Raw genomic sequence first — 13,575 nt, forward strand, 5'->3', positions numbered from 1 at the left:
TGTATACAAGAACCGGGCGGTGTCGACGTTGTTTACCGCGCAGTTACCGATGCGCGGCCGGGAGCGCCTTCCCGCTTGCCTGCGCAGCGCCGGAAGCCTCAGCCGCTTCGCAATCCGCGCACAACCCCTTCAACTCGATTTCGTCGCTGGCGAGGCGGTAGCCCGCATCCAGGATCTGCGCGACGAGCGCCTGACGCAGCTTCGGCTGATGCAGTTCGGTCACGTTGCCGCACTGCTGGCACACGACCAGAATCCCATGCTGGCATTGCGTCAGGTCATGGCACACGGTGAACGCGTTGATCGATTCGATCCGGTGTACAAGCCCCGCCGACAGCAGAAAATCCAGCGCGCGATACACGGTAGGTGGCGCAGAGCCGGGGTGGATCTGACGCATCTCGTCGAGCAGCGAATACGCCTTGGTCGCGCGACCCGATTCGAGCAGCAGTTCGAGCACCTTGCGACGGATCGGCGTGAGCTTTTCGCCGCGCTCGCGGCAATACTCTTCGGCAAGCGCCAGCGCCTGTTCCCGCGAACCGGAACCGGCGTGCGTGTGGGCGTGACCGTCGTGATGATCTTCGGAGGCGGCCGCCGAAGGGGCGGCCGTGGCGGGCTTGGCGTTCTTCATCCGCTGATTATAAGGTCGAACGCGGATTCCTCGCGGGGCGAGGCGTAGCGATGCAGTGCGGCCTCAGTCGAGCTTGACCGCGAAGCCGCGCTGCACGCCGGGTCGCGCGAACAGCGTGTCGTACCAGCGCTTCACGTTCGGATATTCGGCGAGATCGACCTTATGGCGCTCGTGGCGCCACGCCCAGCCGAGAATCGCGAAATCCGCCACTGACAGTTCGCCCGCGACGAACTCGTGCTGCGCGAGCCGCCGGTCGAGCACGCCGTACAGCCGGCGCGTCTCGTCCGAATAGCGCTTCAGACCATAGCGGCGGTCGGTTTCCGATTCGAGTCCCGCGAAGTGATGCACCTGGCCGGGCATCGGACCGAAGCCGCCCATCTGCCACATCAACCATTCGAGCACCGGCACGCGGTCGCGCAGCGGCTTCGGCAGAAAACGGCCGGTCTTTTCGCCGAGATACAGCAGGATCGCGCCGGATTCGAACACGCTGATCGGCTGGCCGTCGGGACCGTCGCTATCGACGATCGCCGGGATCTTGTTGTTCGGGCTGATGCGCAGGAAGTCGGGGGCAAACTGCTCGTCCTTGCCGATGTTCACCGGCACGACCGTGTACGGCAATTCCATTTCTTCCAGTGCGACGCTGATCTTGCGGCCGTTCGGCGTGCCCCAGGCGTGAAGCGTGATGGTCATGATGGGTGTCGAAGTGAATGCTCAGGTAAGCGGGAAGTCGATGTACTTCTTGAAGCCCGTGCGCGTGCCGAGCCGCGTGAACCAGCGCTCGAGATTCGGCAGCGCGGGCCGCTCGACGCCTTCAAGACCGAACCAGCGTTTCGCGTACGCGCCGAGCACGATGTCGGCGAGCGTGAAGTGCTCGCCTTCGATAAAGAAGCGACCCTGCAGATGCGTGTCGAGCAACCGCCACAGCACGGCGACGGCATTGATGTCGGTAGCGAGTTTCGCCATGTCGCGTTCGGCGACGGGCGTGCGGACCAGCGTCCAGAACACCGGCCGTTCAGCGGGCTGCAGCGTGGACAGCGCCCAGTCGAGCCAGCGGTCGACGCTCGCGCGTTCGCGCGGGCCGGCGGGATACAGCACGCTCGTGGGCGCGTACTGCATCACCAGATAACGGAGGATCGAGTTCGATTCCCACAGCACGTAGTCGCCGTCGACCAGTGTCGGCACGCGGCCGGTGGGGTTCATCGAAAGATAGTCGGGTTCGGTGTTGCGGCCGAACTGCAGTCCGGCATCGATGCGCTCGTAAGGGAGTGCCAGCTCGTCGCAGCACCACAGGAGCTTCTGGACGTTGACCGAATTGGCGCGTCCCCAGAGTGTGATCATCCGGTAATGTCTCCGTTGGAATGTTCCGGAAGCCGCGCAGGTGACGCGGCGTTCAGCGGGTAACGATACACGATGCGCATGACGAACGAGCGGAACCCGGCGACTGAAAACTGTCCGTAACCCGAGCCGCGCTGAGCCGCGCCGCATGTCTTACCCGTTGCGTACAATGTGCGCACCCGAACGTGACGAGGCACAGCATGGCCCGTATTGTCCCCGACGACTGGATGCACCTCGCCGCCACCGGCGCCGCCGCGCGCGAGCGCGAAACGCTTGCGTTGTTCAGGGACGCGCTGCCCGCCGGCTACACCGTCTATCACGGCGTGCACTGGACGCGGTTGAACGAAGGCTTCTCGGTGTTCGGCGAAGCGGACTTCGTGATCGTCGGGCCGTCCGGCCGCACGATGATCGTCGAGCAGCGCACGGGTTTTCTGCGCGAAACGCCGAAGGGGCTCGTCAAGGTGCATCTGCAGACCGAGCGCAATGTCGCGATCGGACTCGCACGCACGATCGAAGGTCTGCATCAGCGCTTCACGGCCGCGTTCGGTGCCGGCACCTATTTCATCGAGGAACTGCTGTACTGTCCCGACCACGCGGTGAAGGACGCGGCGATCGCGGGCGTGAACCCGGCGCGGATCGTCGACGCGACACGCAAGGACCGTTTCATCTCGGTGATCCGCGACGTGCTGCCCGCCGATGAACCGCGTCTGCCGTGCGCCGCGAAGATCCACGCGTTTCTCGCCGACGAACTCGCGTTGACGCCGGACGCGAGTGCGCTCGTCGGCGAGGCGGGCACGCTCGTCACGCGACTCGCAGGCGGGCTCGCGACATGGGCGCGGCGGCTCGAATTCTCGCCGTTCCGGCTGCGCGTGATCGGTACAGCGGGCTCGGGCAAGACGCAGCTCGCGGTGCAGGTGATGAAGGACGCGGTCGCGCAGGGGCGCAAGCCGCTGTACGTGTGCTTCAACCGGCCGCTCGCCGATCACATCGCGCGCGTCGCGCCGTCCGAGGCGAAGGTCACGAACTATCACCAGTTATGCGACTGGGTCGCGCGCGAAGCGGGCCGCACGCCGGACTTCGATTCGCCCGACGTGTTCACGCAACTGGAAGCGATTTTCGCGCAGACACCGATCGACGAGCGTTGGCAATATGACGTGCTGATCGTCGATGAGGGGCAGGATTTTCAGCAGCCGTGGGTGAGTACGCTCGAACGCTTGTTGAAGCCGGGCGCCGCGTGGTGGTGGCTCGAAGATCCGCTGCAGAATCTGTACATGCGGCCGCCGGTCGAACTGCCCGGCTGGACCGTGTTGAAGGAAACGACCAACTATCGCAGCCCGCGCGACATTCTCGATTACGTGCGCGATATCGTCGGGGCGTCGGTGCCGTTGGCTGCGACGCTCGCGTCGGGGAGTCCGTTCGATGGCTCGACGGTGTCGGTGTCTGTCTACGACGAAGCGAACGCGGCGGAGAGTTGCATCGAGGCGACCAAGCGCGCGATCACTCAGGCGCTTGCGCTCGGTTTTCGTCGGCAGGACATTGCGGTGCTGTCGTTTCGCGGCCGCGAGGGCTCGGCATTGACGTCGCTCGACCAGCTCGGCCCGCATCGGCTGCGCAGCTTCACGGGCAAGTACGATCTGTTCGGCAACCCGGAGTATCGCGAGGGCGATGTGCTGCTCGAATCGATCTATCGTTTCAAGGGGCAGGCGGCGCCGTGCGTGATCCTGACTGAAGTCGACTTCGATGCATTCGATGAACGGATCGCGCGCAAGCTGTTTGTCGGTGCGACACGCGCGACGATGAAGCTGATCGTCGTCGCATCGCAACGAGCGGCTGCGCATCTGCAGACTGGGGAATAGCGCGGCACCGCAGGCGCTTCAACCCCAAGGCGACGCGCCGATGGTCGTACCCGAACGCGTCGCGGCATCCCACCAGATCACGCGCAACAGCGGCGCCTGACGCGCGATCAGCAGCGCCTGCACCGGATCGCTCTCGACGAAATGCGTGACGCCGCAGCGCAATGCGGCCGCAGCCTTGTGCGCGGCGGCGCCGGTCGAGGTGTCGGGATGCGTTTCCGGCATGCGCATCAACAGGTCGAGATGGCCGAAGCCGTGTCGTTCGAGCCACGCGGCCGTGCGATCGCGATCGGTGACCGGCCGTCCTGTGACGATCGCGCGGACCCGTTCGAGATCGACGCCGGGCAGCGCGGCGTAGGGCCGCAATGCGTCGCGTTCGTTCAGTGCGGCCGCGAGATCCGCTTCGTAGTGCGACGGCGGCACGTCGGGCAGCAGGATGCCGTCGAGATCGAGTGCATAGGTGATCTGCGCGGCGTGTTCGGTGTCGTCGGACTCATGCTCGCTGAGGCCCGTTTCGCTGCGCCGCCAGTCCGCGCGATAACGCGCCGCATACGCCTGGCGTTCCCACGGGAACAATGCGAAATAGCCGCGCGCCTCGCGGGCGTAGTCCGGACGCATCCGGCTCACGCCGTCGAATGCACCGGCCAGCGTCTTCACGGTGAGGCCATGCTGTTCGAGGAACGCGATGCAGTCGACGAGCGTGAAGCCGCGACCCGCGATGTCCTCGCACAGCAGCACCTTCGAGCCGTGCGGCGGAATCGGCAGCGACGAATCCCACATTGCATGGCGCGCGCGGCGGTCGTAGCGCAGGAACGCGACGGGTGCGTCGATGGCGTACGACGCCATCAGTGCGAGCGGCGCGCCGCCGCGCAGGATGCCGATCACGGCCGCGAAGTTTTCTGTCGCCAGCGCGGGTTGCAGCGACTCGATCCAGTGATCGAGCTGTTCGTAAGTCAGAGGAAGGACCGGCTTGTTCATGACTCGCAGGGCTCGGTGCGAAGCGCATCGCCACAGCCTGGGCGGCCGCGCTACGTTTTTGAGACGACTCGGGATTGGCGATATTATGCATGCGGTTGGAGCGGTCTGCGCTGCCACGATCGCGATAGTACGAGAGCGGCGCGCCGCGATAGGCACATGATGTGCGCCGAAGCGAATACAGGAACGGGTCCGATGAAGATCACAAAAAACGGCGGGTGGATATTCTGGGCGATGCTCGCATGCGCGGCGTGGACCTCCGCCCAGGCCGCGCCGCTGTCGCTCGACGTGAAGGGCAAGATCGCGCGCACCAACGATGCGACGCATCAGGTCTTCCATTTCAGCGAAGCCGATCTGCTCGCGCTGCCTGCGCATTCGATCACGACGACCACCACGTGGACGCCGAAGTCGACCTTCACCGGTCCGCTGCTCGGCGACATCCTGAAGGCGGTCGGTGCGACCGGCACGCAGGTCGAAATCCACACGCTCGACGATTACACGTACACCGTGCCCGTCACCGACGCCGACCACTACGGCGCGATCGTCGCGTACAGCATGAACGGCACGCGGCTGAAGGCCAGCAACTACGGGCCGCTTTTCCTGATCTATCCGCGCGACGCGTACCCCGAACTGGTGGGTGCATCCGCTGACTCGAAGTTCGTATGGCAGATCAAGTCGCTCATCATCAAATGATCCGGCGCCCGTTGCGGCGCCCGCTGTACGTCATCGTGTGGCTTGCGGCGCTCGCTGCGCCGGTGGCCGCGATCGGCTATCTGCTGTACGCGAATCTGCTCAATCCGCGCGAAACCCAGCAGCTCACGACCACCTACGACGGCTTCTACTGGGATGCCGCGCAGTTGCAGATCGCGTATGCGCGTTTCGAAAACCAGCTGCTGCTCTACGAGACCGGCGTCGACAACGACTATTCGACGCTGCAGTTGCGGCTGGAAGTCGTGCAGTCGAAGGTCGGTGTGATGACCGCGTCGACGCGCATGCTCGACAGCCAGAAGGCGCTCGCGCAGCGGCAACTGGAAGAACTGCGTGCGCTCGGCGGCGTGCTGGAGACGATCGGGCCGGACCTCGATGCGTTGCCGCACGACCCGGAACGCGCGGGCAGCATCATTACGCTGCTGCGCGCGCATTGGGGCGAGGTGAACGATCTCGCGCTGAGCCGGCGCTTCGCCGACGTCGCGGATCGCGAAGCGCTAAACCATGATTTCATCGTCAAGCGGCGGCTACTGTTCGTCGCAGGGCTGGTGTTGCTGCTGCTGTCGGCGGCGTCGACGGCGTTGCTCGTACTGAACGGCCGGCGTCGTACGAACCTGATCGGTCAGCAGCATGCGGCGCTCGAAGCCGAGCATCAGGCGAGCCGCGCCGCGCGCGAAGCGAGTCTCGCGAAGGACGCGTTTCTCGGCATGATCAGTCACGAACTGCGCACGCCGCTGCACGCGATCGTTTCGTCGATCGAACTGCTCGGCTTCAACTTCCATTCGGAAGCGGACCGCAAGGTGATCCAGCGGCTCGAAACGGCCGCGCGTCATCTCGAAGCGCAGATGAAGGATCTGACCGATTACGCGCGGCTCGGTGCGGGCAAGCTCGAACTGCGCAACGAAAACGTCGATCCGCGCGAGCTGCTGGCGTCGATTGTCGACGAGCATCAGGCTGCCGCGATCGCAAAGGGACTCACACTCGACGGCGATGCGCAGGACGTCGCCGCGCTGGTGGATTCCGATCCGCACCGCATCCGCCAGATCGTCAACAACCTCGTGACCAACGCAATCCGCTACACGGAAAAGGGCGCGGTGCACGTGCGCTTCGCGCTCGATACGGCGAGCGCGCCGGCGATTCTGTCGATCGTCGTCAGCGATACGGGGCCGGGCGTGCCGCATGCGCAGATTCCGCTGATCTTCAAGGAGTTCACGCAACTCGATTCGTCGCGCTCGCGGCGCTTCGAAGGCGCGGGCATGGGGCTCGCGATCGTGCAGGGACTGGTGGATCTGTTCGGCGGCACGATCGATATCGACAGCCGGCTCGGCGAGGGCACGACGTTCACCGTGCTGCTGCCGGTCTGGCGCATCGAGCCGCCCGCGCACGCGCCGCAGCCGGTCGAGCATCCGCAGCACGGCGATGCACGGCCGCAGGTGCTGGTCGTCGACGATAACGAACTCGTGCGCGAGTCGCTGCGCGAAATGCTCGAACACATGCACTGCGATGCGGCGACGGCGGGCAATGCGGACGATGCGCTCGCGTGGCTCGATACGCATCGCTGCGACGTCGTGCTGCTCGATCTGCATATGCCGGGGCGCGACGGCTATGCGTTCGTCGCGGATTTCAAGGCGCGCAGCGGGCCGGCGGCGGGCGCGCCGGTGATCGCGGTCAGCGCGTATGCGCCGGACGAATCGGATGAAGCGGGCGGGAAGGGCAACGCGTTCTTCGACAGCCTCGCGAAGCCGTTGCACTACGACGTGCTGCGCGATGCGGTGGAGCGCGCGCTCGCGCAGCGTCACGCGTTGCCGCGCACGATTGACGCTACGCGTGACTGACGTTAAGCCCGACTGACGTTAAGCCCGATTGAGACGCTTCGACAGATCGGCGACGAGGATCGCCATGCGCGCGGGTTTTTCATAGCACGCGACGTCGTACGTGCGGATCACCGCGCTGATTTCCGATTCGCTCGCCTTGCCGGTCAGCAGTTCGCCGGTCAGCACGAGGATCGGCGCATCGGGGTTTTCGGACGCGCGCACCGCGCGGATCGCAGCCGCCGCGGTCTGGTTGCCGAACAGCCAGTCGATCACGATGCCGTCGAACACCTGGGTCTGCAAGGCGTCGGCGAAGGCGGCGAGGCCGTACAGCGCGAGCGCGGTGAAGCCGCTGTGTTCGAGATAGTCGCGCAGGTTGTCGGCGGACGACTGGTCGTCGTCGACGACGGCGATCAACGGCTTGTCGGTTTCCGCGCGACGCGGATAGATCTCGATCTTGTGGACTTCGTACGCGTTCTGATACAGCGCACCGTCGTGCCGCACGACCCGCCACTGACCGAGCTTCGAATACGCGACGAATTCGGGGCGGCTGCCCGGTTCGAGCGCGGCGCCGACCCACGCGGTACAGGCCATCTCGATCGCGCCGACCGAAAACACCGCTTCCTGCGCGATCGCGCCGACCATGCCGGGATCGAGCGACTGCGCGCCGAACAGCTGCGCGGCGGGCTCGCCGAATACTTCGGCGACCTTCTTGATCTGCGACAGCGTCCACGGGCTGTTGCCGCGCAGCTTGCGATGCCCCTGCGAAAAACTGAGGTCGAGAATGCGGCAGAGTTCGGTGGTCTGCTGGCGTTTGCCGATGCCGTGCCGGCTCATCAACTCGCGCACGCGCTCGGCGACCGCGAGGGAGTCGGGTGAGGTTGCTTCGTTGGCCATGCTGCGAAAAATGCCCGTCGATGTAAAAAGGGTAGCCGATGAGCCGCTCGAGACGGAGCCGCTCGGGACAGAGCGATACCGATTTCCGGCACCTGCGGGTCCCGGCGGACAGCAAATGTACCGCAAAAATATGGCTTGTTGCGGCTTTTTGGTGCGTTGGTAGGGGGTTCCCCGCCCGGGTTTTCACCCTGCATGATCGGGTAGGGAAAAAAGACCGCCAACATTTCGCCATGTGAAAACGTCGGCGGCCTGCCCAGCGCCGGAATTCCCAAAGCCTGAGAACGCGCCGCGTAGCGCACCGTCGATTTCCCTGAAACCCCTGCCCAGGCAATCTTGTGCCGGCTTTTTCGGCCGCCGCCGCTCCCCGCAAAATCTGGTTGCAAGTTGATACTTCATCAACTACCATCCGATCAGTTGTTTTTTGAAACTAGTTGCCTCGGCGGCGGGGGCCATCGCGCAGTCCTGATCGATGGCTATCCCGGTTCGTTAAACATGAACTTTGAAGAGTGAATAATGGATATCTCCTATGCCCGCTCTGGTCGAAATACGATCGCGCTGACTGCGATCTGCCTTGCCCAGCTGATGTTCGCGCTGGAAATTTCGAGCGTCCCCGTGATCTTGCCCACGCTCGAAAAACTGCTGCACGCGGACTTCCGCGACGTTCAATGGATCATGAACGCGTACACCATCGCGTGTACCACGGTGTTGATGGCCGCCGGCACGCTGGCGGACCGGTATGGCAGAAAGCGTCTTTTTATCGGTGCGCTGGTGGTGTTCGGGATTGCATCGCTGATCTGCGGGCTCACTGAAAGCGCACCGCTGTTGATCGCTGCGCGCTTCGTGCAGGGGATGGGCGGCGGCGCGATGTTCATCTGCCTGATCGCGGTGCTGTCGACGCAGTTCAAGGAAGGCCCGGAACGCGTGAAAGCGTTCGGCATCTGGGGGATCTTCCTCGGCTTCGGTCTCGGCTTCGGGCCGATCATCGGCGGTGTGATCGCGAAACTGGCCGGCTGGCAGTGGGTGTTCCTCGTCCACGTGCCGCTCGCGCTGGTCACGTTCTTCCTCGCAATCAACAGTGTCGAAGAATCGAACGACCCCGACGCGAAGAAGCTCGACTTCCTCGGCATGATCACGCTGTCGCTTGCGGTGTTCGGCCTGTCGTACTACATCACGCAGGGTTCGGCGATTGGCTTCGGAAGTCCCACCGGGCTCCTGATCATTGCCGCGACGATCGTCGTGTTCATCGTGTTCATCGTGGTCGAGCGGCTTAACTCGCATCCGATGTTCGACTTCTCGGTGTTCGGCATCCGGAAGTTTTCCGGCGCGATCATGGGCTCGATCGGGATGAACTTCAGCTTCTGGCCGTTCATCATCTTTCTGCCGATCTACTACCAGAGTGCACTGCACTACGACATCCTGTCAGCCGGTCTTTCGCTGCTCGCCTACACGCTGCCGACGCTGGTGATGCCGCCGCTTGCCGAACGTCTGTCGCATCGGTATCAGCCGGGTGTCGTGATTCCGCTGGGCATGTTCACGATTGGTCTGGGTTTCATCCTGATGCGTTTCGGTGCGAGCGCCGAACACGCAAGCGGCTTCACGATGCTGCCGGGTTCGCTGATTGCCGGTATCGGTCTGGGTCTGACGAACACGCCGACCACCAACACGACGACAGGCTCGGTCCCGCCGAATCGTGCGGGTATGGCATCGGGGATGGACATCAGCGCACGGTTGATCAGCCTCGCGATCAACATCGCCGTGATGGGCTCCGTGCTCGTGGCCGGGATTGCCGCGTACCTGAAGAACGCGCTGCCGCAAACGTTCGACGATGCACAACGTCTCGCGGTCGCCGAACACATCGCGTCGGGCAGCATCGATTCGCTCGCCGAACGTTTCCCGGCACTGCTGCATGTCGACGCGCTCGATGCGACGGTGCAGTCCGCGCTGGTGCATGGGTTCGGCTGGGTGATGCTGTACGGCGGGCTCGGTGTGTGGGTGCTGGGTGCGATCAGCCTCGTGATTTTCGGTCGGCAGAAGGCGGCGCAGTTCGCGTAATTGCAGCCGGCACGTTTCTGCGATTTCTGCGATCGGCATGACTGCGGACCCTGCGGGCCCGGTCATGCCGACGCGACATTCAAACCTCGATCTGATGGAGCGTCTGATGGACGATCTTCTGCAGAAAGTTCTGGATGCATACGGCGGCCTCGACCGCTGGAATTCGTTTTCGACACTGGCGGTGAAGAGCGCGACCGGTGGCCGCTTCTGGACGTCGAAAGGCATTCCGGAAAATCACGGATGGGGCAACGTCACGATCGACACGGCGCAGGAACGCACGAGCATCGCGCCGTACGATGCGCCGAATCACAAGATGACGTTTGTCCCCGAGCGCGTGGTGATCGAGAACACCGACCGGCAGATCGTCGGCGAACTCGTCGATCCGCGCGCCGCATTCGCGGGCTACGGACTGTACGCGTACTGGGACGTGCTGCATCAGGCGTATTTCAACGGCTACGCGTTGTGGACGTACCTCGCGACTCCGTTTCTGCTCGCGCGCGACGGCGTCGAGGTCAAGGAAATCGCGCCGTGGTACGAAGACGGCGAAGTGTGGCGCGTGCTGAACGTGGTGCTGCCTACGGGTATCGCGAGTCATAGCGCGGAACAGCAGTTCTATTTCGGTCCCGACTATCTGCTGCGTCGTCAGGACTACCACCTGGAATTGTCCGGCGGCGCGCGCGTCGCGCACTATGTGTCGGACTTCGTCGACGTGCAGGGGCTGCGTTTTCCGACGCGGCGGCGTGCGTATCACCGCGGCGTCGATGGGCAGCCCGATCGCAACCAGCTGCTCGTGTGGATCCGGTTCACCGATTTCAAGCTCAACTGAGCGGCGTGCCGTATATGGCGAGGCCCTTGTGCACGCAGATAACAGGGGTTTTGTCCTGGATCGCAAGAAGTTTTATAATAGAACTACTTGCTCCGCAGTTTGTGTGATTCCGAATCGCTAGAGGTTGCGGTGCATTCGTGGCCCGATGCCTTGATGAAGATCGAGTATTGGTGTTCGACGGATATGTCGGTGCGATGTATTCGGTCGAAGATGGCTGGGCCAGTGTGTTGTGCGAAAACTGGAGAGCCGCCATGGTGAAGCGAACAAGCCACAAAGGGATGCCCTGTCCGATAGCGCGGCCTCTCGATGCGATCGGCGACTGGTGGTCTCTGCTGATCGTTCGCGACGCTTTCGACGGCCTCGAGCGTTTCGGTGAATTCCAGAAGAATCTCGGTCTCGCGAAGAACATCCTCACTACGCGCCTTCGCAATCTGGTCGAGCACGGCATCATGACCACCGCGCCGGCGTCCGACGGCAGCGCCTATCAAAAGTATGTATTGACCGAGAAGGGGCAGGGACTCTTCCCGCTTCTGGTCGCGCTGCGGCAATGGGGCGAAGAGTATTTCTTCGAGCCGCGCGAACTGCAGGTCTGTCTGGTCGATCGCGAGCAGGGTCTGCCCGTCAAGCGACTCGAACTTCGTTCGCAGGACGGACGTCTGCTCGGTCCTGCCGATACGGTCCTCAAGCAGATCGAGTATGACGATAACGACGGGCACGACGAACACGATACGTGCGAACACGTGCAGGGCAAATAACCAGAGAGTGCGCGGTTCGATTCGTTCGCTCCTTCCGGACGGCGCGCTGAAATAGCAGTGAGGGTCGGGGCATCGGCCCGGCAATCGCACACGGTCGGCTGGCTCGCGCAGCTGCAACGCGTCGCGCCGGCAGCATCCGCTACTCCATATTCCCGCTCCACCCGGTTCCATTTCAGTTCCGCATCCGTGACCGGCCGGCATCGGCCGTCCAATGCAGCACGATATACGGCGTATTTGCATCCGCGATTTACATATAACTCATTTTGCATATCCATCATTTCTACGAAACGCGAATATGTTGAAAAGCGCAGATTGCGCTAACGTCTTTCTGTCAGAGTCGAATTATGTCGATCGAATACTGGAAAATGCTTATTGGGTAAATCTCGTTATTTAAACAGAAAGTTACGGTAAGTAATTAAAACCACTGCATTCGTATGACGAAAGTATCAAACGAAGATCAATATCTTCTGGGCGACACAAAAAATATTCCGTGGTGAAGTTGCAAATTGCAACTGTACGTTATATAGTGAATCTAAACGATTTAAAGCACCTGCCGCGTTTTGTCCTGCGCGCGTAAACGAGTGCGTCCCAGCAAGTAACGCTAACTGGTTTGGAGTAGTCCATGCATACCGTGACGCTTATGCCTCAGGGTGTAGAGGTATTATTGTCTGCCGGAAGCTCTCTGGTCGAACTTGAATTCGAATTATATGACCAGGAGTCGATTCCATTTGGCTGCAAGGTGGGAGCCTGTGGCGCCTGTGTTATTCAGGTGCTCGATGGTATTAATCACCTCGGCAGTAAAGGAAGCGACGAAAAAGATTTTCTCGAAACGCTCGGATATGCAGGGGATGCATTCAGACTCGCATGTCAATGCAGTGTCAACGGCGCAGTAACCATTAAAACAGCGACGCCTGTTAATTAGGTAGTCGCTGCGCAGGTCCTCGCGTAGTAAATCATGGCTAACTTAAGGAGTTTGTTATGAAGAACCGGGTTAAAAACGTCGGTCTGGGTAATCGTACGCCTTTTATCAACGCAAAGAGATCGGTCGAATTGCGGCAGGAAATCGATTCGATTATCGATGTGCAGATCGAGAACTGGTACGAGACCGTGCCGTATGCGGCGCACCTCGAAGGCAAGGACATCAATTCCGACTACTACCAGCGTCATCTGATCGAAACCGCGTGGCGCATCCGCATGCTGCGCGTGTCGGAATCGAAGACGCTGGCCGAGGTCGCGAAGCAGAGCCCTGAAGCCGCACAGATCTGGGCGAACTACGAGCGCGAAGAGATGCTGCACGACGAGCTGTTCATACAGGACCTCGAACGTGCCGGCGTGACGCGCGAACAGTTTCTCGCGACCGAACCGTATCTGTCGACCAAGCTGCTGACCGGCTACTTCTCGTACCTGCTCGACCACGAAGGTCCGCTCGGCGTGATCGCCTATTCGTACCTCGTCGAGTACGTGAACGTGAAGCTCGAGCCGCGCAAGCTGAAGGCGCTGAAGGACTCGGTGGGCGAGACCAACATCACCGGCCAGATCGCGCATTCGCACACGGACATTAACGACGATCACCCCGGTGAAGTCTGGGCCGCGATCCGTCATCTGCTGCGCAGCGAAGACGAAGTCGAAGCGCTCAAGCACTACCTGCATGAGCATCAGACCGTGCTGGCGCTGTACTTCAAGGAACTCTACGAAGACAAGATCGGGTCGAGCCTGAAGGCCGCGGCCTGAACCTTGT

13 protein-coding genes are annotated in these 13,575 nt (G+C 62.3%); 8 read left to right on the plus strand and 5 right to left on the minus strand.

Annotated features, from left to right (window positions below; all coding sequences use genetic code 11):
- Positions 1-43: 43 nt before the first annotated feature.
- The 3 genes from E1748_RS00750 to E1748_RS00760 form a co-directional block, all read right to left on the minus strand.
- A complete protein-coding gene (locus tag E1748_RS00750) occupies positions 44-625 on the minus strand; it encodes a Fur family transcriptional regulator (protein WP_133645247.1) in 582 nt (193 codons plus the stop codon).
- A gap of 63 nt (positions 626-688) precedes the next feature.
- A complete protein-coding gene (locus E1748_RS00755; protein WP_133645248.1) occupies positions 689-1,315 on the minus strand; it encodes a glutathione S-transferase family protein in 627 nt (208 codons plus the stop codon).
- 21 nt (positions 1,316-1,336) lie between these two features.
- Positions 1,337-1,963, minus strand: a complete 627-nt coding sequence (locus E1748_RS00760) for a glutathione S-transferase family protein (RefSeq protein WP_133645249.1) — start codon at positions 1,961-1,963, stop codon at positions 1,337-1,339.
- A gap of 197 nt (positions 1,964-2,160) precedes the next feature.
- Between E1748_RS00760 and E1748_RS00765 the strand changes: the two genes are divergently transcribed.
- Positions 2,161-3,816 carry an ATP-binding domain-containing protein gene (locus E1748_RS00765; protein WP_133645250.1) on the plus strand — a complete coding sequence of 552 codons (1,656 nt, stop codon included), beginning with the start codon at positions 2,161-2,163 and terminating at the stop codon, positions 3,814-3,816.
- An 18-nt stretch (positions 3,817-3,834) separates the two neighbouring features.
- Here E1748_RS00765 and E1748_RS00770 read toward each other — a convergent pair whose 3' ends face one another.
- Positions 3,835-4,791, minus strand: a complete 957-nt coding sequence (locus tag E1748_RS00770) for a phosphoribosyltransferase (RefSeq protein WP_133645251.1) — start codon at positions 4,789-4,791, stop codon at positions 3,835-3,837.
- Between the two features lie 192 nt (positions 4,792-4,983).
- Here E1748_RS00770 and E1748_RS00775 point away from each other — a divergent pair, with 192 nt between their 5' ends.
- Positions 4,984-5,481, plus strand: a complete 498-nt coding sequence (locus tag E1748_RS00775) for a putative pterin-binding protein (RefSeq protein ID WP_133645252.1) — start codon at positions 4,984-4,986, stop codon at positions 5,479-5,481.
- Positions 5,451-7,331, plus strand: a complete 1,881-nt coding sequence (locus E1748_RS00780) for an ATP-binding response regulator (RefSeq protein WP_133645253.1) — start codon at positions 5,451-5,453, stop codon at positions 7,329-7,331. The genes E1748_RS00775 and E1748_RS00780 overlap by 31 nt, the downstream gene beginning before the upstream one ends.
- Positions 7,332-7,349: 18 nt before the next feature.
- Here E1748_RS00780 and E1748_RS00785 read toward each other — a convergent pair whose 3' ends face one another.
- Entirely contained in the window at positions 7,350-8,204 is an 855-nt protein-coding gene (locus E1748_RS00785) for a helix-turn-helix domain-containing protein (protein ID WP_133645254.1), read from the minus strand.
- A 513-nt stretch (positions 8,205-8,717) separates the two neighbouring features.
- Between E1748_RS00785 and E1748_RS00790 the strand changes: the two genes are divergently transcribed.
- The 5 genes from E1748_RS00790 (at position 8,718) to E1748_RS00810 (ending at position 13,568) form a co-directional block, all read left to right on the plus strand.
- The gene (locus E1748_RS00790) at positions 8,718-10,256 is read left to right on the plus strand and encodes an MFS transporter (RefSeq protein ID WP_133645255.1); all 1,539 of its coding nucleotides are present in this window, start codon (positions 8,718-8,720) and stop codon (positions 10,254-10,256) included.
- Positions 10,257-10,362: 106 nt separating this feature from the next.
- Entirely contained in the window at positions 10,363-11,082 is a 720-nt protein-coding gene (locus tag E1748_RS00795; RefSeq protein ID WP_133645256.1) for a hypothetical protein, read from the plus strand.
- Between the two features lie 251 nt (positions 11,083-11,333).
- The gene (locus tag E1748_RS00800; RefSeq protein WP_133645257.1) at positions 11,334-11,837 is read left to right on the plus strand and encodes a winged helix-turn-helix transcriptional regulator; all 504 of its coding nucleotides are present in this window, start codon (positions 11,334-11,336) and stop codon (positions 11,835-11,837) included.
- Positions 11,838-12,459: 622 nt separating this feature from the next.
- On the plus strand, positions 12,460-12,759 hold the full coding sequence (locus tag E1748_RS00805) for a 2Fe-2S iron-sulfur cluster-binding protein (RefSeq protein ID WP_133645258.1): 300 nt from the start codon (positions 12,460-12,462) through the stop codon (positions 12,757-12,759).
- A 56-nt stretch (positions 12,760-12,815) separates the two neighbouring features.
- On the plus strand, positions 12,816-13,568 hold the full coding sequence (locus E1748_RS00810; RefSeq protein WP_133645259.1) for a hypothetical protein: 753 nt from the start codon (positions 12,816-12,818) through the stop codon (positions 13,566-13,568).
- The last annotated feature ends 7 nt before the right edge of the window (positions 13,569-13,575 follow it).

The organism is Paraburkholderia flava (assembly GCF_004359985.1).
GTDB classification, from domain to species: domain Bacteria; phylum Pseudomonadota; class Gammaproteobacteria; order Burkholderiales; family Burkholderiaceae; genus Paraburkholderia; species Paraburkholderia flava.